We start from the raw sequence: 21,302 nt of genomic DNA on the forward strand, positions 1-21,302 counted from the left end.
GGCACCGGACCGCAACCATTCATCCAGGAGAGTACTCGTGTCTACCTTGAAGCATCCGGCCCAACACCTGCTCGCCGATCTCGACGGCTTCCGCGTCGAGATCGACGAATCCCGCCAGCGTGCCGACATCGTGCTGGCGCGCCCGTCGTTCAATATCATTTCCATGCCGCAGCGCGACCAGCTGCGCCTGGTGTTCGAAGCGCTGGACGAAAACGACGCGGTGCGGGTGATCGTGCTGCGCGCGGAAGGCGAGCACTTTTCCAGCGGCGGGGATATCAAGGGCTTCCTGGCCGCGACGCCGGAGCATGTCTCCCAGCTGGCCTGGAACATCGCCGCGCCGGCGCGCTGCAGCAAGCCGGTGATTGCCGCCAACCGCGGCTATTGCTTTGGCGTGGGCTTCGAGATTTCCCTGGCCTGCGATTTCCGTATCGCCACCGACACCACGCGCTACGCGCTGCCCGAGCAGAAGCTGGGGCAGATTCCGGGTTCGGGCGGTTCGGCGCGCCTGCAGAAGATGGTCGGCATCACGCGCACCAAGGACGTGGTGATGCGTTCGCGCCGCATCCCGGGCAAGCAGGCCTACGACTGGGGCATCGTCACCGAGTGCGTGCCCGATGCCGAGCTGGAAGCCGCCACCGACCGCCTGGTCGAAGAACTGGTCGGATTCTCGCCGCTGGCCCAGCGTACGGCCAAGAAGTTGTTGAACGACACGGAGGATTCCACGTTGTCGATCGCCATCGAGCTGGAGGGGCATTGCTACAGCCGCCTGCGCAGCTCCGACGATTTCCGTGAAGGGGTGGAAGCCTTCCACGGCAAGCGGGCGCCGGATTTCAAGGGTAGTTGATGGGCGCCGCCCGTCTGGGCGGCATGACGACGTAACGTACGGCAAACGCAAGCCATAACGCGGGACCGACCGGCGCGCCGCCTGGCCGCCGGCCTGCATAAAACGACAAGGAGACATCGCATGAACACCACGCAACGCAAGTTCCCCCTGCATATGGCTGCGGCCATGGTGATGGCGCTGGGCGCGCAGGGCGCGCTGGCGCAGGACACGCAGCCGATACGCGTGGGTGTCGTCACGCCGTTGTCCGGCACCTACGCGCCCATCGGCGCCCAGGTGAAGATGGGCCTGGACATGGCCCTGACCGAGATCAACCAGGCGGGCGGCATCATGGGCCGCAAGGTCGAGCTGCTGTACGAAGACGAAGAAGCCAATCCCCAGGTGGCGGTGCAGAAAGCCGAAAAGCTGTTCCAGCAGAGCAAGGTGGATTTCCTGACGGGCACGGTGAACTCCGGGTCGACGCTGGCCGTGGGCCAGGTGGCCGAGCGCAACAACAAGCTGATCGCCACGACGGTGTCCTTCTCCGACGCCATTACCGGCGACAAGTGTTCGCCCAACGTGTTCCGGGTGAACGCCAAGGCGGGCCAGCAATCGGTCGCGCTGGCGGCCTGGCTTGCCAAGGAAAAGCCGGGTTCTTCGCTGTTCCTGCTGGGACCGGACTACGAAATGGGCCGCAGCACGGTGGCGGCGTTCAAGAGCGCCGCCGAGCAGCGCGGTATCAAGCCGGTGGGCGACCTGTTCGCGCCGCTCGACAGCAAGGATTATTCGAGCTATTTCGGCCAGATACGCGCGGCACGGCCGCAGGTCTTCTACACGTCGACGGCCGGCAACGACACCGTGCGCCTGTTCAGCCAGATGAGCGAATACGGCATGAACAAGAACCTGACCATGGTCGGCGTGTCCGGCGCGATCACCGCGCAGAACATCAAGGCCATCGGCAAGAACGCGGAAGGCTTCGTCACCGGCGTCGGCTACTCGCCCGAGATCAATACGCCCGAGAACAAGCAGTTCGTCGACAAGTTCAAGCAGGCGAACAAGGTCCTGCCCGATCTGTACGGCGCCGATTCCTACGGCGTGCTGTATTTCTACAAGGCCGCCGTCGAAAAGGCGCAGAGCACCGACACGGCCAAGGTCCGCAAGGCCATGGAAGGACTGGAGTGGGATACGCCGCAAGGCCGCAAGACCATGCGCGCGGCCGATCACCAGGCGATCCAGGACATGTACGTGGTGCGCATCCAGAACGGTGAATTCACCATCGTCAGCAAGGTCGACGGCAAGGACGCCATCGATGCCAGCGTCTGCAAGCGCTGGTAGGCCCGGTTCACAAGGAATGCCATGAACGCCTTGTTCGAAAGCCTGCAGTTCGTCTATGCCCCGCAGGTCGTCAACGGCCTGTCGCTGGGCGTGGCCGTGATATTGATGGCGCTGGGCCTGACCATCATCTTCGGCCTGCTCGATGTCATCAATATGGCGCACGGCGAGTTCTACGCGCTGGGGGCTTATCTGGGCATGTCGCTGTTGGCGATGGGCGTGGATTTCTGGGCCGCGCTGGTGCTGGTGCCGCTGGTCATGCTGCCGATCGGCTACCTGACCGAGCGTGCGCTGATCCAGCGCGTGTTCCACCACAAGGACCGCCATATCCTGACCCTGCTGCTGACCTTCGGCATGGCGATCGTGCTGGAAGACCTGTTCAAGCTGGCCTACGGTCCCAATCCCTTGCGTCCGGACGCGCCCATCACCGGCGCGACGGAGCTGTTCGGGATGATCTTCCCCACCTATCGCCTGTTCCTGATGGGCGTGGGCGTGGCGATCGTGGCCGCCGTCTGGTGGGTGGTCTACCGCACCCGCCTGGGGGCGATGGTGCGGGCCGCCGCCTACGACCGCAACATGGCCGCCTCGCTGGGTATCCCGGTGCTGCGGGTCTACGCGGCCACCTTCGCCTTCGGCGTCGCGCTGGCCGGATTGGCGGGCGTGCTGCTGGCGCCGGTGTATTCGGTGTTTCCGACCATGGGCAAGGATTTCATCCTGATGGCGTTCTCGGTGGTCATCGTGGGCGGCCTGGGCAGCATCAAGGGCGCGATCATCGCCGGTTTGCTGCTGACCCAGGTCCAGGCGCTGTCCAGCCTGTATATCTCGCCGGTGTGGTCGGATCCCTTGCTGTTCGGAATCATGGTGCTGGTCCTGATGTTCCGTCCGCAAGGCCTGTTCGGGAGGCTGGGCCATGGCTGACACGATCGCATTGCCGCGCGCGGCGAACCAGCGGACGCGCGTGCGTCCCGGACTGGCCCTGGTATTCGTGATCCTTGCGCTGGCGGGCGGCCTGGCGGGCTGGCTGACGGACAACGTTTTCTATCTGCGGCTGGCCACCGAAGCGCTGATCTTCGGCGGGCTCGCCATGGCGGTGGATCTGCTGCTGGGCATCGCGGGCCTGCTGTCGCTGGGCCAGGCGCTGTTCTTCGGGTTCGGCGCCTACCTGGCGGGATTGCTGCTGCGCGACGCGGGCTTGTCCTTCTGGCCCATGCTGGTGGTGGTGGCGGCTGGCGGCGCGGTGGCGGGCCTGGTGGCCGGCATCATCGCCATCCGGGCGCGCGGGGTGTATTTCGCCCTGATCACCTTCGGCCTGGCGCAGATCGCGGCCAAGGCGGTCTACAACATCCAGGCGCTGGGGGCTTCCGACGGCCTGATGGGCGTTCCGGTGGTGGCCGTCGGCGTGGGGCCTTGGCAGGTTCCCGCGTCGGACCCCTTGGGATTCTTCCTGGTCGTGCTGGCCATCGTCATGATCATGTACGGCGTGCTCAGCTACCTGCTGAACACTCCCTTTGGACGCAATATGCAGGCGTTGCGCGCGAATCCGCAGCGCCTGTCGTTCCTGGGCTTCGATCCCTGGCGGTACAAGCTGGCGGCCTTCGTGATCGCCGCGGTCCTGGCGGCCGTGGCGGGCGCCTTGTACCCCGTTCTGCGCGGCTTTGCCTCGCCGGAGCTGCTGTACTTCCAGACGTCAGGGAACGCCGTCATCACCGTGGTGCTGGGCGGGGTCGGGACCCTGATCGGCGCGCTCTACGGCAGCGTCATCCTGTTCGGCCTGAAATCGATCATCGGCACCTACACCGAACATCATCTGATCGTGATCGGCGTGCTGTTCATGATCGCGGTCATCTTCTTTCCCGCCGGGCTGGTGGGTGCATTGCGGAGGCGCAAGTGAGCACGACCGACCGAACGGCCGCCAGCGGCGATCCCATCCTGCAGGTCGAGCACCTGGGCGTGCGCTTCGGCGCGCTGCGGGCCGTGGACGACGTGACGCTGCAGGTCGCGCGCGGCGGCATCACGTCGCTGATCGGCCCCAATGGCGCGGGCAAGAGCACCTTGTTCAACCTCATCAGCGGCGCCTTGCGGCCGACGGCGGGCAAGGTCGCCTTCGATGGCCGCGACGTCACCGGCTGGACACCCCATGCGCTGTTGCGCGCCGGGCTCGCGCGTTCGTTCCAGATCACCAATCTGTTTTTCGAGCTGCCCGTGGCCGAGAATCTGCGGCTCGCCGCGCAGGTGCTGGACGGCGGCTGGAACGGGCTGCGGCCGCTGTCGGCCTCGCGCATCGCGCAGGCCCGGGTCGACGAGCTGCTGGAGGAGTTCGGCTTGCAGGCCAAGGCGGCCGACCCCGCCGGCGCGCTGTCGCACGGCGAGCAGCGGCGCCTGGAGATCGCGGTCGCGCTGGCCTGCAGGCCCAGGCTGCTGCTGCTGGACGAACCCACCCAGGGCATGTCCCACGGCGACACGCAGGAAACCGCCGCGCTGATCAAGCGGCTGGGCGGCGGCCTGACGATCCTGCTCGTCGAGCACGACGTCGGGCTGGTCATGGACGTGTCGGACCATGTGATCGTGCTGGCGCAGGGCCGCAAGCTGGCCGAAGGACGGCCGGCGGCGGTGCGCGCCGATCCCGCGGTCCAGGCCGCTTATTTCGGGGAGGCCGCGCATGCTTGAACTGCGCGACGTACACGTGCATTACGGACTCAGCCACGTCCTGCAAGGCCTGACGCTGGAAGTCGGGCCGGGCGAAGTGGTGGGCCTGTTCGGCCGCAACGGCGTGGGCAAGACCACGACCGTCAAGACGGTGGCGGGCTGGACGACGACCAGCGGCGGCGAGATCCGCTTCCGGGGCGAATCCCTGGCGGGCCTGCCGTCCGACAGAATATGCCGGCGCGGCATCGGCCTGGTCCCCGAGGACCGGCGCATCTTTCCAGGCCTGACCACCGAGGAAAACCTGGCCATGGGCTTCATGCAGCGCGCTCGCCTGGGCCGCGCCGAGGAACGCGCGCGGCTCGATGGCATCTATCAACGATTTCCGCGACTGGCCGAGCGCCGCGCGCAGCCCGGCACCACCCTGTCGGGCGGCGAGCAGCAGATGCTGGCGATCGCGCGCGTGCTGCTGGGCCAGCCCGACCTGCTGCTGATCGACGAGCCGACCGAAGGCCTGGCGCCGCTGATCATCAACGACCTGTTCGAGGTCATGGCGCAGGTGAAGGCGGCCGGGCAGTCCATCCTGCTGGTCGAGCAGAACGTCTCGCGCGCGCTGACCCTGTGCGACCGCTTCTATGCCCTGGAGCGCGGGCGGGTGGTGCTGAGCGGACGCGCCGACCGGCCCGAGGACGTGCAGGCGCTGATGCGGGCGATCGCGGTCTGAGCCGGGCGGGGCGCGCGGACATCAAGATCCAGTCGCTTGCGATGCGGGGCGCCGGCTCGGGAAGCGCGACGCCGCGAAGAACCAGATGGCGCCACCGATCAACAGCGCCACGCTTGCGGTATGCAGCGACCACGAGAAGACCTGGCGATGGCCGATGCCGCTCCGGAGCAGCGCACCGAACAGCGGCGGGCTCAGGATCTGGCCGATGGCGTAGACGGCGGTCATCAGGCCGATGACCGATGTCGACCGGTGCGGCCAGCGTCGCCTGGCCTCGCGGAAGGCGAACAGGGTCAGCGCGGTGAACGGCGCGCCCACCAGGATGCTGCTGAGTACGAAGCCACCCACATCGGGCCACCACAGCCCCATCACCACGCCCAGCGACTGGGTGCCGTAGCAGGCCGCCAGGAGCCGGCTGTTGTCCCAATGGGGCGGCAGCCGCGTGGAAGCCAGGCAGCCCAATGCCGCCGACACGCCATAGATCGGCCAGATCCAGTCGACCCAGATGGAGTCCGGCAGGACTTCGCGCGCCATCACCGGCAGGAAGGTCGCGGTGATGACGTAGCCGAAGCCTGCCAGGCCATAGGCGAGCATCAGCCAGGCCAACCCACGGTTGGCGGCCAGCGATTCGACCAGTTCCGACGGCGACTGCGGCATGTGGGGGACGGCGCCGGCATCGTTGGCGAGGCTGGCGTGCCGCGCCGCATGCCGGCGGTCGCGGCGGCATTCGTACGCGATCCACAGCACGAAGGCCCCGACCACGGCGCCCAGGATCTTCCAGCATGCGCTCGCGCTCCAGCCCAGCGAGATGGTGGCGCTGACCAGGATGCCGCCCAGCATGATGCCCACGCCGGAGCCGCAATAGATCAGGCCCGCCAGCGATGTGCCGTTCTGCTGCGCCAGCCGGCGCAGGCACCAGCTCGACGTGAACACGAATGCGATGGCGCTGGCCAGGCCCGAAAAAAAGCGCAGCCATTGCCACAGCCAGGGCCACGGCAGGGCCATCGCCGCCGTCAGCACCGCCGTGGCAGCCAGTCCGGCGACCGCCAGGCGTTCGTCGGGCGCCTCACGGCGGGTCCAACGCATCCAGGCGCCGGGAATCAGCGAACACAGGATCGCCCCGAAAAAGTAGCCGAGCAGATTGCTTTCGGCGAGCCAGCACCCTTCCGCCAGGGTGAGCCACCCGTCCTGCAGCATGACCGGCAGGATGGGCGTGTAGGCGAAACGTCCAATGCCGATGGCAGTGGCGACAGACAACATCCCGATCAGTGCTATGCGTGTCGCGCTCTGCTCTGCCATGGCTCACCGGTGATAGGGGTTTTCGGCTCGACCAGCAGATATAACGCAGTCCCGGCGGTAATGGGAGCCCGGCGTTGCTACAAAAAGCGATCAGCCGGCCCGCGCGCCGTCACGGAAGGGATGGTGCTCGATCCAGTGTCGCGCGATGTCCACGCGGCGGCACAGCCACACCTGCGGCCGTGCGCGGATGTGCTTCAGGAAGCGCTCCAGCGCGGTGGCACGGAAAGGGTGGCCCGCCACGCGGCAATGCAGGCCGATCGACATCATCTTGGGCTCCGTGGCGCCTTCTTCCCACAAGGCATCGAACTGCTCGCGCAGGACGTCGAAGAAATCGGCCCCCGTGTTCAAGCCGCCACGCAGGAACTTGGCGTCGTTCATCACCTGCGTGTACGGCACGACCAGATGCGGCCGTTCGTCCACGGTGGTCCAGTAGGGCAGGTCGTCGTTGTAGGCGTCGCTGTCATACAGGAAGCCCCCATGCTCCGCCACGATGCGCCGCGTGTGCACGGTGGGCGCATAGCGGCAGTACCAGCCGGCGGGCGCGGCGCCCGTCAGTCGCGCGATGCCTTGGAAGGCCGTGTGTATCGCCTGGGCTTCGGCCTCCGGCGTCAGGGCCTGGTGGCGCTCCCAGCGCAGGCCGTGGCCGCACACGTCGTGGCGTGATGCCGCGACGCCGTCCCGGATCGCCGCCGCGATGTCGGGATTGCGTTCCAGTGCCCGCGAACAGGCGAAGAAGGTGGCCGGCGCGTCATGGCGGCGCAGGATTTTCCACAGGCGCCAGAAGCCCGCGCGGCTGCCGTACTCGAACATCGATTCGGCGGCCAGGTCGCGTCCGGGAAAGGCCCGGCCGCCGGTTTCGATCAGGCCGACCTCGCTGTCGTCATCGCCGTCCGGCACCGACGGTTCGGAGCCTTCCTCGACGTTGATGACGATGTTCACGGCGACGCGCGCGCCGCCCGGCCATTGCGGGTCGGGGGGCGTTTGTCCGTATCCCGCCAGGTCGCGGGGAAGAGGGGGGCTATGGGTCATGGCTGAAGCTTCAGGTTGCGATCGCGTCGATCTCGATCTCGAAGGGCAGGGTGGCGAATTCCGTGTCGCTGCCGTCCGGCAGGCGCCGCACCATCGACACCAGTGCGGCTTCCATCCCGTCTCCCATCAGCCCGGTGTGCCAGACGCCGGGGTGATAGGCGATGCCCCATCCGGCCGGCACGTGGATCGCGGCCAACTGATCCAGCCGGGACGGCGCGGGGCCCGGCGGCGCCGCGACCACCACCAGCCGGCAGGCGCCCAGGGGAACGAAGGCTTGTACCGAATAGGGATGGCGCTCCACGCTGTTGAGCGGGCCCGCCGCGCGGCAGGCCCGCGCGCGTACCACCGTGGCGGTGAACGCGCCGCGTGCGGATTCGTCGACGCCTAAGGGCACGGGGATGCGTTCATCGCCCGGCGTGACCGGGAAGACCACGCCATAAGGCGCCAGGCGTGTTTCCCCGGCCTCAGGCCGAACGACGATGTGGCGCAATGCCATGGGATTCCTTGGGGGTGGGGCGGCGCTCGCCGGCGGCCAGCTCGCTGTGCCAGAAGGCCCAGGTCAGCAGCGCGCCGAGCACGACGAAGGCCGCGAAGATGATGCCCGTGGCCGCGAAGCCGCCGGTTACGTCGCGGCTCCAGCCCAGCAGGGGCGGCGCCAGGATGCCGCTCAGGTTCGCCAGCGAATTGATCAGCGCCACGGCCGCGGCGGCCGCCGTGCCGGTCAGCAATGACGTCGGCAAGGTCCACAGCATGGTGTTGGCGGCGTAGACGCCCGCCGCCGCGACGACCAGGCCGAACAGCGCGGCGGCGTGATTGCCCAGCATCAGCGTGGTGAAGATGAAGCCGACCGCCGCCAGCACGAGCGCCACACCCAGGTGGCGTATCTTCTCGCGCTTCAGGTCGGAGTGCCGCGCCCAGAGATACATGGCGCAGACCCCGCCCAGGTAGGGCAGCACGCTCAGGAATCCCACCGCCGTATTGGTGAAGCCGAAGCTCTTGATGATCTGCGGCAGGAAGAAGGCAATGCCGGTCGTGCCGAATACGATGCAGAACAGGATGCCGGCCAGCAACAGCACGCCGGGCGAGGTGAAGGCCTCCGACAGCTTGTACTTGCGCACGGATTCCAGGCTGGCGCGCTCATGGGCCAGCATGCCTTCCAGCCGGTCGCGTTCGGCCGGCGCCAGCCACGTGGCCTTGGCCGGGCGATCGGTCAGCAGCCACAGGCAGGCGATGCCCAGCACCACCGCCGGCAGGGCTTCCACGATGAACATCCATTGCCAGCCGGCCAGGCCGCCGACGCCGTTCATGCCGTCCAGGATGGAGCCCGAGATGGGGCTGCCGATCAGGCCGGATACGGGGATGGACATCATGAAAATGCTGGTAAAGCGCGCCCGGTAGGATTTGGGGAACCAGTAGCTGATGTACATCACGATGCCGGGGAAGAATCCCGCCTCGGCCACGCCCAGCAGGAAGCGCAGGGCGTAGAAGCTGGTCTCGCCCTGCACGAAGGCCATGCAGCCCGACACGATGCCCCAGCTGATCATGATGCGGGCGATCCACCGGCGCGGCCCGACCTTGTCCAGCACGAGGTTGCTGGGCACTTCGAACAGGAAATAACTGACGAAGAACATGCTGGCGCCGAAGCCGTAGACCGCATTCGACAGTCCCAGGTCCGCATTCATCTGCAACGCGGCGAACGAAATGTTCACCCGGTCCAGATATGCGCACACGTACAGGATCATGATCAGCGGAATCAGGCGGCGCGCCGCCTTTCCGATGACCTGGCGATCCTCGATCGAACCGGTGTAGGCGCCGCCGCCGTCCACGCCGGCCACGCCTTCAATGCCTTGAGCCATGACTTACCCCTTGGAATATTCGGACCATCGATATGGGTCACTTGATCGTTGCGTCGATATGGGTCGACGCGGCACGATGCTATGCTCGCCCCACACCGCGAACAACCGCGAATTTCCAGATTCCGGAATATTTGTTCTTGATTGTGGAAATCCCTGGGGGACACATGGAAGAGGCGCCCATCGATAAATCGCTCGCCATCATGGAAGCCGTGGCGGGGTCGCGCCGTCCCCTGACGGTGACCGAGATCGCCGAGCTGACCGGGCTGTCGATGCCGACCACGCACCGGCTGGTGGTCCAGTTGACGGAGCGCAACGTGCTGGCCCGGCACCTGGCTTCCAAGCGGGTAATGGCCGGCGCCCGCCTGACGCGCCTGGGTATCGACGCGGTGCAGGCGTCCTTGAACGCCGACCAGCCCCACGCCTTGTTGAAGTCCCTGGCGATGTCGCTGGGCGAGTTCGCGCAGATCAGCATGGTGGTGGACGGGGAGCTGGTCTGCGTGGACGCCGCCGCGGTGCGCCGGCCCGGCGGCCTGCACCTGGAGCAGGGCAACCGCGGTCCGCTGCACTGCACGTCCATCGGCAAGCTGCACCTGGCGCATATGCCGGACGACGCGCTGTCCGCGTGGCTGCGATCGTCCACCCGGCGCAAGTTCACCAGCAAGACGCTGACCGGCGAGACGCGCCTGCGCGCGCACTTCAACGAGATCCGCGCCCAGGGGTGGGCATCCTGCAACGAGGAATGGAACGCGGGGGTGGTCGGCTGCGGGGTACGCATACCGCTGCGAGGCTCCGCGTTCATCGGGCTGTGCGTGTCCGCGCCGACGGCGCGCATGACTTACGAAGAGATGGTCGCCAACGTTCCCATCCTGCGCAAGTTTGCCGGGGACATCGCCCTGGCCTTCGACGCATCCGCGTGAGCGGTGCTTCGCCGGCGGCCGTCGCCTAGCGTGCGGGGGCGGGCGCCATGCCGATCTTTTGCTTCAGCGCGGCGGTGCGGTCGGACGCCAGATAGGCCAGGAAGCTCGCCGCATCTGTGCGCGCCGGGGCGGCCACGCACACCGCGCCCGCAAAAACGGTGCTGATCTCCGCCCCTGGCGGCATGTCGCCCAGGATCCGTATGCCGGGCATGCCCAGCAGCTCGCTACGCTGCTGCAGGCCCAGCTGCACGGTCCCGTCGGCGATCAGGCTGGCGACCGGCACGCCGGGCGGCGCCTGCATCAGCTTGGGCGCGAGCGCGTCGTACAGGCCCCATGCCTTGATCAGGGATATCAGGGCGACGCCGCTGGGACCGGTCGAATAGCCGATGCGCGTCGCGTAAGACATCAGCGCGCGCAGGTCGTCGGCTCGCTCGAATGGGACCGCGGGCGCCGTTTCCGCCATCGCGGCGGCGACCTGGGAAAGGGCGATGGGCGTCATCGTGGACGGATCGACCTTGCCGGCGGCCGCCAGGGCGTCCAGCGCGTCCTGCGCCAGGACGGCCACGTCGAAGGGCTCGCCATCCGACACGCGCTTTGCCGCCAGGACGCCGCCCACCGATTCGAGCGCGACGCTGATTCCCGTTTGCGAGCGGAAGTCCGCCGCGGCTTCTTCGAGCAGGCGTTTCGTCGCCATCGACGAGATGCAGGTGAGGGTTGCCATGATGGGGGTCGCCATGATTTTCTAAGTCTGGGTTTGCCCGATCATAAACCGCGCCGCATATTCCCTGGGCGTGATACCCAGACGCCGGAGAAATGTCTTGCGCAGTACGGCGACGCTGCTGTAGCCGCATTGCCTGGCGATGTCCTCCATCGTATGGCCGCCCATTTCGAGCGCCCGGCGGGCGGCTTCCATGCGCGCATCTTCCACGTACCGGGCGGGCGTGGTGTTCAGCTCGCGTCGGAACATCCTGATCGCCGTGCGTACGCTGGTGGCCAGCCTGTCCGCCAGCGTTTCGGTGGAGAGATCCATGTGCAGGTGTTCGCCTATCCATGCGCACAGTTCTTCCAGCCGGGAATCCGATCCCTGCTGGGACTGCAAGGCCAAGCTGAACTGCGCCTGTCCGCCAGGCCGGCGCAGGAACAGGACCAGGTTTTTCGCGATGTCGAGCGCCACCGGGTCTCCCAGATCCTCGGCCACCAGCCCGAGCGCCAGGTCGATGCCGGCGCTGATGCCGGCGGACGTGTAGAAAGTGCCGTCCTTGATCCAGATGGGTTCGGGATCGACCCTGACGCGCGGATAGCGTTCAGCCAGCTGGCGGGTCATGCGCCAGTGCGTGGTGGCACGCCGGCCGTCCAGCAGGCCGGCTTCGGCCAGGACGAAGGCGCCGACGCAGATGGCGCACACCCGCCGCGTTGCCGGCGCCATCCGTTGCAGCCAGCGCAGCGTGGCGTCGGTCAGTCCCGTCAAGGGCTCGAAGCCCGCCGTCACGATCAAGGTGTCGATCGGCAGGCGGGATCGCCGCTCTTCCGCCAGTGTCTTGTGCGCCTTGAGGCCGATGCGCGACTCCGTCTCGATCTCGTTCGTCGACCCGGTGCTGACCAACTCGAATCGATACGGCGAGCCGTCGTGCAGCAGGTTGGCCAGGGTGAAGACCTCCGCGGGGCCGATGACGTCGAGCGCGTCCACCGGTTGCAGGGCGAGCATCACGACGCGCCGGGGAGCGGTCCGCGGCGGTGTCGGTTTCGAACTGGCGCGTTTGGACATAGCGAGCATCCGTGGGGTTCAACGGCCCCGGCTGCTCCAGCCGAGATCGCCTGATTCTGGCATGAAACGACCGAAAAGAGTCATTCATGCCATGTTGCGCGTGGCTAGACTGCAAGTATCCCAAAAATGAAGGAAAGACGATGAGCCAGGCGGAATTTCTCGTGAGCGGCGCGACAGGCCGCACGGGCGGCGTCGCGATCGACACGCTGCTCGACATGAACAAGCGGGTGCGCGCCTACGTGCGCAAGGACGGAGAGCAGGCGGCCGCGCTGCGGAGCAGGGGCGTGGAGATCGCCATCGGCGACTTCGCCGATATCGACGCGATCCGGACCGCCATGCAAGGGGTGCGTTCCGCCTACTTCCTGCATCCGATCAGTCCCGGCATCGTCCAGGCCAGCGCCTTTTTCGCCCAGGCCGCGAAGGAGGCGGGACTGCAGGCGATCGTCAACATGTCGCAGATCTCCGCCCGGCGCGATTCGAAAAGCAATGCGGCCCGGGATCACTGGATTTCAGAGCGGGTGTTCGACGCATGGGGTGTCCCCACCACGCATATCCGGCCGACGTTCTTTGCCGACTGGCTGGTGTACCCGCATTTCGCCAAGGAAATCTGGGCGCGCAAGCGGATCGAATTTCCTTTCGGAGATGGGCGCCACGCGCCGATCAGCACCGACGACCAGGGCCGCGTCATCGCGCACCTGCTGGCCAAGCCGGCCGGCCATGAAGGCAAGACCTACACGCTGCATGGTCCGCGCGAAATGAACCACCACGAAATCGCCGCCGAAATGAGCGAGGTGCTGGGGGCGAAGATAGCGTATGCGCCCTTGTCCATCCCAGAATTTCGCGAGCGTATGGAACATGCCTACCGCTTCCATCCCTTCATGACCCAGCATCTGGTCGAAGTCGCGCAGGACTACCAGAACGGCATTTTCGCCGGGACCAACGACGCGGTGGAACGGATCACCGGCCAGCCGGCCTTGTCCGTGCGGGAGTTCATCGGCCAGAACAGGCAGGCCTTCGCCTGAAAGTTCTGCCTACGCATGTTCCGGCGCCAGGTCCAGTATCTGCGTGCCGATCAGGGACTCGAACTCATCGGCCAATGCCATGGGAACGGCGTTGTCCGCGCGCACGCAGGCGTACTGCGACACCAGCCGCTCTTTCAACGGCCGTTGCACGATACGCGGGTCGCCCTGCGGCATCGGCGTCCAGGCCGATACCAACCCGATACCCGAGGCTTCCGCCGCCAGGCCGCAGATCAGCGGTGACGTCGGCGTCTCCGCGATCACATCCGGCGTGATGCCCTGGCGGTTGAAGGCGTCGTCGATCTGGTAGCGCAGATAGCTCTGCGGAGAAGGCAGCACCAGCCGTTCGCCATCCAGGTCGCGCAACGCGATCCGATCCGAGGCGGCCAGCCGGTGGCGCGCGGGTATGACCGCGACGATGCGGCAGGCCGGCAGCGCCTGCACGCTGACGCCCGACTTCGACATCGGCAGCTCGACCAGGCCAATATCGAATTGCCGTGTCGCCACCAGTTCGGCGATCTGCGTGGACGGCAAGGTCTGCACGAAGACGCGTACCTTGGGGCGCGTCTTCAGGAACGACGCGATCACCTTGGGGATGAACCAGTGCGCCAGGGCGGGCAGCGTGGCGACACGCAGCGCGCCCGCGCGATGGTGGCCGATGTCGTAGGCCACCTGCGTGATCCGTTCGATGCCGACGTACAGATGCTCCACCTCGCGATACAGGGCTTCGGCTTCCGACGTCGGCACGAGCCGGCGCCCCTTGCGCTGGAACAGCGCATAGCCCAGCCGGAGTTCGAGCAACGCGATGGTGCGGCTGACGCCGGGCTGCGTGACGTTCAGCAGCCTGGCCGCGCCCACGACGCTCCCGGAGATCATGACCGCCCGGAAGGCTTCGATATGGCGCATGTTCATGTCGATCTTCATCTATACCTCAAAGGCATAAGCAGGCGTTGATTCTTGACTATTTCGCGGCTTGGCGCCTGTCTATTATTCACGGACTTGCTGTTGATGCGTAGTAGGGCCGGGAAAGTACTCGGCCGAGGCGCCCGTGGGAATATGCTCAAAAGTAATGATAAAGGGATAGAGGAACCCAGAACGGACGTGCCGCGCGCGCCGGCCGGGCACGGCGCCCACCGCGCGCCGGACGCCGGACTGGCCTTGCGGCTGGGGCGTTACGTCGCCGGCCTGGACACCCACGCGGTCGACGAACCCACCAGGGAAGCTGTCTGGCGTTGCTTGCTGGACGCGCTTGCCAGCGCGGGCGCCGCGCTCGACCTGCCCGCGGTACGGGCGGCGCGGGAGACCGCGTTGGCGCTGTACGGTCGCGGCGCGGTGCCCATGTGGTTTACGGGCAAGCCGGCCAGCACGGCCGCCGCCCTGTTCGCCAACAGCGCGGCCACGGCGGCGCTCGACCTGGATGACGGTTATCGGCAGGCGCGGGGGCACCCGGGCGCGGCGGTCATTCCCACGGCGCTCGCCCTGATGGGTGAGGACCCGCGCCGCACCGTCGCGGACCTGGTGGCGGCGATCGTCGCCGGGTATGAGGTAGGCCTGCGCCTGGCCATGGCCCGGCCTGCCTATGCACCCTCGGGCGCGTGGTCGGGCTACGCGGTGGTCGCCACGGCCGGGAAGATGCTGGGTCTCGATCCCGCCGTGATCGCGCATGCGCTGGCGATCGCCGCCCAGACGGCGCCCGCCTTGCCCGCGCTGGCGGGCATTGCCGGCTCCGACGTGAAAGAGGGCATCGCGGCCGGCGTGGCGGCCGGCTGGGCCGCGCTGCGCCTGGCGATGGCGGGATACGTGGGCCCGATCGCGGTCCTGGATGACGTGCGGCTGTTCGATCCCGACATGGCGCTGCGCGACCTGGGCGGCACGCCGCTGATCCGGGGTACCTATTTCAAGCCCTACGGATGTTGCCGCCACATCCACGCGCCGTTGGATGCGTGGCTGCATCTGCGGGCCAGGCACGGCCTGGAGGCCGGAGACATCGCTGGAATGCAGGTCCGCACCTATCGCGCCACGTTCAACCTGTCCAACAGCCCGGCCCCGCGCACGCTGGTGGAAGCCCAGTACAGCGTTCCCTATTGCCTGGCCTTGTGCGCGTTGCGCGGCAGCGATGCCCTGGTCCCGCTGCAAGCAATGCACCTGGGTGACGCCGGGGTACGGGACCTGGCCGCGCGGATCACGGTCGTGCATGACGCCGGGGTGGAAGCGCTCTTTCCCGCCCGCTCGCCGGCCAGCGTCACCGTCAGCCTCAAGGACGGAAGGCGCCTGTATTCGCCCGTGATGGATCCGCGCGGCGACCCCGCCACGCCCCTGGGATGGGCCGAGCTGGAAACCAAGTTCCGCGTGGCCACGCGCGCGGGGCTGTCGCCCGTCCGTCAGCAGGCCGTGCTCGATGCGATCTCGGACCTGCGTCACGGCGACGGCGCGCCCCTGGCGCGCGCGGTGGGCGCATCGGGCGTCCTGGACGTATCGGGCGGGACGGAACAACAACATTGCAAGGGAGATCAGCCATGACCATCACGAGCCATCCTATCGATCGCCGGCGCCGCACGGTGCTGCGTTCGGCTTTCCTGTTGGCGGCCTGCGCGGCCGCCGGCGCCGGCGTCGCGCAGGACTTTCCCGTCAAGCCCATCCGGCTGATCGTACCGGCGCCGCCGGGCGGCGGCACGGACGCCATGGCGCGGCTGCTGGCCAATGCCCTGGCGGATTCGGCCAAGTGGAACGTCGTGGCGGAAAACCGTCCCGGCGGGGGTGGGAATATCGGCTTCGACCAGGCCTTCCGTTCGGCGCCGGACGGCTACACGCTGGCCCTGGGCGAGTCCAGCAACATGATCGTCAACGAGTTCCTCTACCACCGCACACCGTACGACATCGAAAAGGACATGCAGCCCATCGCGCTGCTCGCCAAGGTGCCGCTGGTGCTGATCGTCGCCGCCAACGGACCGTATGGCAGCGTCGCGGACCTCGCGGCCGCCGGCCGGAAAACGCGGATCACCTTCGCGTCGTCCGGCAACGGCACCCTGGCGCATCTGATGGGCGAGCGGTGGAAAGGCCAAGCCGGACTGGACATGCTGCACGTGCCGTACCGCGGCGCCGCGCCCGCCCTGACGGACCTGATCGGCGGCCAGGTCGACATGTTCTTCGCATCGGTGCCGGTGGCCTTGCCGATGATCAAGGGCGGCAAGGTGCGCGCCCTGGCTGTGACGGCGCCGCATCGGCTCGGCACCTTGCCGGACGTGCCGACCATGGCGCAGGCGGGTTATCCGGGCATGGAAGCGAGCGTCGTGTTCGGCCTCGTCGGTCCGGCGGGCATGCCTGCCGCGGTCGTCAACGAGATCAACGACCAGGTGAACAAAGCCATGCAGGGCCCGGCGGTCGCCAGCCAGCTGCGGGTCATGGGCATCGATCGCCCGCCGGGCACCTCGGGCGGAGATCCCGCATCCTTCGCCGCGCTGCTGCGGGAGGAGCGCGCCCTGTGGGCACCCGTGGTCAAGGCCTCGGGCGCGCAGGTGGACTGACCGGCCAGGTCTGCTGCCGGCGGGTCCTGCCGCTTTCCGTTTCACCACGTTTGTCCCTGAGGAGGCATGCCATCATGCACGCCCTGTCGAATCATGTCCCGATATCCCTGTCACGCCCTGCCCGTCGCCCGCGCGGGACGCGCCGGCTTGCCGCCATCGCGCTATTGCTGGCGGGTGCGCATACGACCCTGTGGGCGGCGGACATGCCCGCGGACAAAATCGTCGCCATGAGCCTGCCGCAATTGCGCGCCGCGCTCGACAGCGGCGCGCTGAGCGCCGAGGCGCTGGTCGGCGCCTACCTGGCGCGCATCGAGGCCGGCGATCGCGGCGAACAAGGACTCCATGCCGTGATCGCGCTCAATCCCGACGCCATGGCCCAGGCAAGGGCGTGGGATGCGCGGCACGGCCAGGGCAAGTCGAGCGCGCCGCTCGCCGGCATCCCATTCCTGGCGAAGGACAACTACGATGCCGCGGGCATGCCCGCGACGGGCGGCTCGCTCGCGTTGCGCACGTCCATTCCGGCCACGAACGCATTCGTGATCCAGCGCTTGCTGGATCAGGGCGCCATCCTGCTGGGCAAGACCAATCTGTCGGAGCTGGCGGCCTCGTATGGCTGGTATGGATACAGCTCGGTGGGCGGGCAGACCTTGAATCCCTACAGCCCCTTGCGCACGGCGGACGGGTCCAGCAGCGGCTCGGCCGCCGCTGTGGCCGCGAAGTTCGCGCCGTTCGCGCTAGGCACCGATACCACCGGATCCATCCGTGCCCCGGCAAGCGTCACGGGGACGGTCGGGATGCGCACGACCATGGGTCTGATCAGCCGCTCGGGCATCATTCCCATGTCGCTCACCTCCGACGTGGCCGGCGTGATCACGCGGACCGTGGAGGATCAGGCCATCGTGCTCGATGCGATCCAGGGCAAGGACGATGCCGATGGCGCGACCGTGGACGTCGCTCGGCCGTTGTCTTCGCTGGCATCGGGCCTGGCCGGCGCGGCGCTGGCCGGCAAGTCGATCGCCGTGGTGGACAACTTCGATGGCGGCAGCCCCGATGTGGACGCGGTCAAGCGCCAGGCCGTCGCCGGGTTGCGGAAGGCGGGCGCCCGTATCGTCGAGCTCCGCCTGCCCAAGCCGTACGCCACGCTGCAACCGGACCTGCTGGGCCCGATCGGGCTCGCTGAATTCCGTCCGCAGTTTGAGGCCTATCTGGCCAAACTACCAGCCGGGCAGCCGCACGACCTGCCGGCGTTCCTGCGCGCGCTCGACGGCCCGACCGACCGGGGAACCAAGGTCATCAATCCTGGCCGCTACAAGGGCCTGGTGGAAAACCTGGAGACCCATACGACCGATTCGGCGGCGTACATCAGGATGTTGAGCGTGGTGATCCCCGACCTGAAGCGGCGCCTGCTCGCCTTGATGGACCAGGGCGGCTACGACGCATTGGTGTTCCCCACCATCGCGTGCACGGCGCCGGTGGTGCCGGGAAAGACCGATCCGACCTTCGTCTGCAACAGCTACGCCTACGCTGCCGGAAAGATCTCGTCGGCGACCGGCTTCCCCGAGATCACGGTTAACGCAGGCTGGGCGCCGGGCAATATGCCCGTCGGTATCTCGTTCCTGGGGCGGCCGGGCGACGACGCGCGGGTGCTGGCCCTGGCCGCCGCATTCGAACGCAGCCATGCGGGAATGCCGGTAGCGCAGGCGAAATAAGCGGCGCCTTCGGCCTACTGCGCCAGCTGCAGGCCGCGTTCCTTCACCAGGTCCTCGATGGATTTCCGCTGGTCCGCGATGAAGGACGCGAACGCCGGCCCGTTCTGCGTATCCAGGCCGATTCCCAGCGCCTGGAACTGCTTCCGCACTTCCGGGTCCTGCGCGGCGCGTTGCAGTTCCCCCGCCAGTTTGTCGACGATCGCTTGCGGTGTGCCCTTGGGCGCGAACACGCCATGCCATGACACGAAGCGATAGCCCGGCACGCCGGATTCGGCCAGCGTGGGCGTGTCGGGGAAGGCGGGCGATCGGTCCGCCGTTACCGCCAGCAGGTCCAGCTTGCCGGCCTTCACCAGCGGGGTGGCGGCGCCGTCGATCATCACGTCCACCTGCCCGGATACCACGTCGGTCAGCGCGGGCGCGCTGCCCTTGTAGGGAATCTGCAGGATGTCCAGGCCCGCCGCGCCGCGCAGCATTTCCATGGCGAGCTGGCTGGGCGTGCCGTTGCCGCCCGTGGCGTAGGCCATCTTGCCGGGATGGGCCTTCGCGTAGTCGATGAAGTCGCGCGCCGACTTGAACTTGTATTTCGGGTTGGCGACCAGCAGCAGGGAAATGCTGGTCAGGCGTGACACGGGGGTGAAGTCGGCCTGCGCGTCATAGGGAAGGTTGGGCATCGACAGGCGGTTGATGGCATGCGTGGCGATGTCGCCCAGCAGCAGCGTGTATCCGTCGGGTTCGGCCTTGGCGGCCAGCGCCGCGCCGATGGAGCCACCCGCGCCCGGCCTGTTGTCCACGATGACGGACTGGTGCAGCGCATCGCCCAGCTTGCGCGCGAAGACACGGCCGATGACGTCGGAGTTGCCGCCGGCGGGGTAGGGCACGATCAGCCGTATGGGTTTGTCCGCGGGCCATTCCGCGGCGGCCGCGGGACGCGGCGCGATTGCCAGGGTAGCGAACATCGCCAGCAGGCCGGCAATCGCCGCTCTCGGTCGATACATGATGCTGTCTCCATTGTCGTTATCGTGCGTGCCCCGATTGCCTGGGCCGCAGCGTTATGGTTTCGGGCCGCCGGAGGTAACCTGCCGCCGGCATCCCGAGGAAAATCAACCCGGCGACCCCACCGTCTGCGTGGGATCGCTGAGCGGCGGCTGCGGATAATGCAGGCCGCGCTGTCCACCGAACGCGCGGTCGGCCCCGCGTCGGGTCGTGTCCGCCGCGACGCCGACCAGTTGCCCGTCCTTGATCCACGCCTCGTCCACGCCCCAGGCCTTCTGTACCAGGACCTGCTCCAGGCGCCGCCTGACGTCCGCGTAGGCAGGCACGTCCGCCACGTCGCGGCATTCGCGCGGGTCTTCCCGCAGGTCGAACAATTGCAGCACGTTGCCGGCCGGATACCAGATCAGCTTGTGACGGCCATCGTGCGCCATGCGGGTCGCCAGCACGTTTTCCTTGCACTCGCCGTACAGGAAGTCGCGCCGCCGCGCGCCCACCATCGGCATGCCTTCGACGGTGTCCGGTATCGGCAGCCCGGCCAGCGACAGCAGCGTGGGCATCACGTCCTGCAGGCCCACCAGGCGCTCGTCGACATGGCCCGCCGCCACGCGTGCATCGCGCGCCGTGTCCACCAGGATCATCGGCACTTGCGCCGAGCCTTCGTAGAACAGGCGCTTCGCCCATAGGCCGAACGCGCCGAGCATATCGCCGTGATCGCCGGTGACCATGATGATGGTGTCGTCCAGCAGGTTTTCTTCGCGCAGGGTGCCGATCAGCACGCGCAGCTGGTGGTCGATGTGCGTGCACAGCGCGTAGAAGGCGCGCCGTATCGATTGCAGGTCGGCGTCCCGGATCGGCCAGTGGTCGCGGATGCTCTGCAGCGCGGGCGGCAACGTGCCCGTGTCCCAATCGGCTTGCGGGGGGAGGTCGATGCGGGCGCGCTCGTACAGGTCCAGATAGGCGGCCAGCGGCACCAGCGGCGGGTGCGGATGCGTATACGACACGTGCCAGAAGCCCGGCCGGCGCGGGTCGCGCCGCTTGATCATCTTGGCGGCCTCGCGCGTGGTCCAGTTGGTGACATGCAGCTTCTCGGCGAGATGCCAGGGCCGGTGCATGTAGTCGTTGTTGTTCATGCCGTGCAGGTACTGTTCGCCGGCGGCGCCCTGTTCGGCCAGGAAGATGTCGTAGTCGTCCACCGCGCCCAGCTGCGGCCGCCCTTCCTCGGCCAGCAGGATGTCGTCGAAGCCAATGCGGTCGCGCTGCGGATACAGGTGCATCTTGCCCACGGCATAGGCCTGGTAGCCGCCGTCGCGAAACGACTGCGCGAGCGTGGGCAGGGCCGGCATCTCCATCGCCGGGGCGAAATTGCGATCGCCATGTCCACGCGGCGACGTGCCCGTCATGACCGTGCGCCGCGCCGGGATGCAGATCGGACATTCGGAGTAGGCGCGCGGATAGCGGGTGCCCAGGCGGGCCAGCTGATCGAGCGTGGGGGTCTGGATGACGGGATGGCCGGCGCTGCCCAGCAAGGCGCCGGGCCATTGGTCCACCATGACGAAGAGCACGTTGGGATGAGGCATATGCGTCCTGGATGAACCGTCGCGAGGCGCCGGCGACGAGCCGCCCAGGTGATTCCACGTAAGGAGATGACCGCCCAGTCTAGGGGAGCGCGCGCCGG

General features: G+C 67.6%; 20 protein-coding genes. 11 read left to right on the top strand and 9 right to left on the bottom strand.

Annotated elements, in window-relative coordinates:
* Nucleotides 1-37 precede the first annotated feature (37 nt).
* From CAL26_RS02560 to CAL26_RS02585, 6 genes are all read left to right on the top strand, one after another.
* On the top strand, nucleotides 38-844 hold the full coding sequence (locus tag CAL26_RS02560) for an enoyl-CoA hydratase/isomerase family protein (RefSeq protein WP_094845345.1): 807 nt from the start codon (nucleotides 38-40) through the stop codon (nucleotides 842-844).
* A 120-nt stretch (nucleotides 845-964) separates the two neighbouring features.
* Complete coding sequence (locus CAL26_RS02565) at nucleotides 965-2,155, top strand: ABC transporter substrate-binding protein (RefSeq protein WP_218831496.1); 1,191 nt, start codon at nucleotides 965-967, stop codon at nucleotides 2,153-2,155.
* A 21-nt stretch (nucleotides 2,156-2,176) separates the two neighbouring features.
* Nucleotides 2,177-3,070, top strand: coding sequence for a branched-chain amino acid ABC transporter permease (locus CAL26_RS02570; RefSeq protein ID WP_094845346.1), 894 nt, complete (start codon nucleotides 2,177-2,179; stop codon nucleotides 3,068-3,070).
* A complete protein-coding gene (locus CAL26_RS02575) occupies nucleotides 3,063-4,043 on the top strand; it encodes a branched-chain amino acid ABC transporter permease (RefSeq protein ID WP_094845347.1) in 981 nt (326 codons plus the stop codon). The genes CAL26_RS02570 and CAL26_RS02575 overlap by 8 nt, the downstream gene beginning before the upstream one ends.
* Nucleotides 4,040-4,819 carry an ABC transporter ATP-binding protein gene (locus CAL26_RS02580; protein ID WP_094845348.1) on the top strand — a complete coding sequence of 260 codons (780 nt, stop codon included), beginning with the start codon at nucleotides 4,040-4,042 and terminating at the stop codon, nucleotides 4,817-4,819. The genes CAL26_RS02575 and CAL26_RS02580 overlap by 4 nt, the downstream gene beginning before the upstream one ends.
* The gene (locus CAL26_RS02585; protein ID WP_094845349.1) at nucleotides 4,812-5,519 is read left to right on the top strand and encodes an ABC transporter ATP-binding protein; all 708 of its coding nucleotides are present in this window, start codon (nucleotides 4,812-4,814) and stop codon (nucleotides 5,517-5,519) included. The genes CAL26_RS02580 and CAL26_RS02585 overlap by 8 nt, the downstream gene beginning before the upstream one ends.
* Before the next feature lie 21 nt (nucleotides 5,520-5,540).
* Here the strand turns inward: CAL26_RS02585 and CAL26_RS02590 are convergent, their stop codons facing one another.
* The 4 genes from CAL26_RS02590 to CAL26_RS02605 all read right to left on the bottom strand — a co-directional run bounded on the left by CAL26_RS02590 (nucleotide 5,541) and on the right by CAL26_RS02605 (nucleotide 9,700).
* Nucleotides 5,541-6,815 carry a YbfB/YjiJ family MFS transporter gene (locus CAL26_RS02590; protein WP_094845350.1) on the bottom strand — a complete coding sequence of 425 codons (1,275 nt, stop codon included), beginning with the start codon at nucleotides 6,813-6,815 and terminating at the stop codon, nucleotides 5,541-5,543.
* A 90-nt stretch (nucleotides 6,816-6,905) separates the two neighbouring features.
* Complete coding sequence (locus CAL26_RS02595) at nucleotides 6,906-7,844, bottom strand: polysaccharide deacetylase family protein (RefSeq protein ID WP_094845351.1); 939 nt, start codon at nucleotides 7,842-7,844, stop codon at nucleotides 6,906-6,908.
* 10 nt (nucleotides 7,845-7,854) lie between these two features.
* Nucleotides 7,855-8,340, bottom strand: coding sequence for an ureidoglycolate lyase (locus CAL26_RS02600; RefSeq protein WP_094845352.1), 486 nt, complete (start codon nucleotides 8,338-8,340; stop codon nucleotides 7,855-7,857).
* Nucleotides 8,309-9,700, bottom strand: coding sequence for an MFS transporter (locus CAL26_RS02605; RefSeq protein ID WP_218831497.1), 1,392 nt, complete (start codon nucleotides 9,698-9,700; stop codon nucleotides 8,309-8,311). The genes CAL26_RS02600 and CAL26_RS02605 overlap by 32 nt, the downstream gene beginning before the upstream one ends.
* 164 nt (nucleotides 9,701-9,864) lie before the next feature.
* On the opposite strand from CAL26_RS02605, the gene CAL26_RS02610 reads away from it, so the two are divergent.
* Complete coding sequence (locus tag CAL26_RS02610) at nucleotides 9,865-10,617, top strand: IclR family transcriptional regulator (protein ID WP_179283223.1); 753 nt, start codon at nucleotides 9,865-9,867, stop codon at nucleotides 10,615-10,617.
* Between the two features lie 25 nt (nucleotides 10,618-10,642).
* Here the strand turns inward: CAL26_RS02610 and CAL26_RS02615 are convergent, their stop codons facing one another.
* A complete protein-coding gene (locus tag CAL26_RS02615) occupies nucleotides 10,643-11,338 on the bottom strand; it encodes a substrate-binding domain-containing protein (protein WP_094845990.1) in 696 nt (231 codons plus the stop codon).
* A gap of 21 nt (nucleotides 11,339-11,359) precedes the next feature.
* A complete protein-coding gene (locus CAL26_RS02620; protein ID WP_256987910.1) occupies nucleotides 11,360-12,322 on the bottom strand; it encodes a GlxA family transcriptional regulator in 963 nt (320 codons plus the stop codon).
* A 200-nt stretch (nucleotides 12,323-12,522) separates the two neighbouring features.
* On the opposite strand from CAL26_RS02620, the gene CAL26_RS02625 reads away from it, so the two are divergent.
* Complete coding sequence (locus tag CAL26_RS02625; RefSeq protein WP_094845355.1) at nucleotides 12,523-13,404, top strand: NmrA family NAD(P)-binding protein; 882 nt, start codon at nucleotides 12,523-12,525, stop codon at nucleotides 13,402-13,404.
* Nucleotides 13,405-13,413: 9 nt separating this feature from the next.
* Here the strand turns inward: CAL26_RS02625 and CAL26_RS02630 are convergent, their stop codons facing one another.
* Nucleotides 13,414-14,325: a LysR substrate-binding domain-containing protein gene (locus CAL26_RS02630; RefSeq protein WP_094845356.1), complete on the bottom strand. Its 912-nt coding sequence runs from the start codon at nucleotides 14,323-14,325 to the stop codon at nucleotides 13,414-13,416.
* A 132-nt stretch (nucleotides 14,326-14,457) separates the two neighbouring features.
* Between CAL26_RS02630 and CAL26_RS02635 the strand changes: the two genes are divergently transcribed.
* The 3 genes from CAL26_RS02635 to CAL26_RS02645 all read left to right on the top strand — a co-directional run bounded on the left by CAL26_RS02635 (nucleotide 14,458) and on the right by CAL26_RS02645 (nucleotide 18,634).
* Nucleotides 14,458-15,921 (top strand): MmgE/PrpD family protein, encoded by a 1,464-nt coding sequence (locus tag CAL26_RS02635; protein WP_094845357.1) that lies wholly within the window; start codon nucleotides 14,458-14,460, stop codon nucleotides 15,919-15,921.
* Nucleotides 15,918-16,925, top strand: a complete 1,008-nt coding sequence (locus CAL26_RS02640) for a Bug family tripartite tricarboxylate transporter substrate binding protein (protein WP_094845358.1) — start codon at nucleotides 15,918-15,920, stop codon at nucleotides 16,923-16,925. Before CAL26_RS02635 ends, CAL26_RS02640 begins: the two co-directional genes overlap by 4 nt.
* A 74-nt stretch (nucleotides 16,926-16,999) precedes the next feature.
* Complete coding sequence (locus CAL26_RS02645; RefSeq protein ID WP_094845359.1) at nucleotides 17,000-18,634, top strand: amidase; 1,635 nt, start codon at nucleotides 17,000-17,002, stop codon at nucleotides 18,632-18,634.
* A 14-nt stretch (nucleotides 18,635-18,648) separates the two neighbouring features.
* On the opposite strand, the gene CAL26_RS02650 is transcribed toward CAL26_RS02645, so the two are convergent.
* Both CAL26_RS02650 and CAL26_RS02655 read right to left on the bottom strand, forming a co-directional pair.
* Nucleotides 18,649-19,629, bottom strand: coding sequence for a Bug family tripartite tricarboxylate transporter substrate binding protein (locus tag CAL26_RS02650; protein WP_094845360.1), 981 nt, complete (start codon nucleotides 19,627-19,629; stop codon nucleotides 18,649-18,651).
* Nucleotides 19,630-19,734: 105 nt separating this feature from the next.
* Nucleotides 19,735-21,204, bottom strand: a complete 1,470-nt coding sequence (locus CAL26_RS02655) for a sulfatase-like hydrolase/transferase (protein ID WP_094845361.1) — start codon at nucleotides 21,202-21,204, stop codon at nucleotides 19,735-19,737.
* Nucleotides 21,205-21,302: the final 98 nt, after the last annotated feature.

This window comes from Bordetella genomosp. 9 (assembly GCF_002261425.1).
Taxonomy (GTDB): domain Bacteria; phylum Pseudomonadota; class Gammaproteobacteria; order Burkholderiales; family Burkholderiaceae_B; genus Bordetella_C.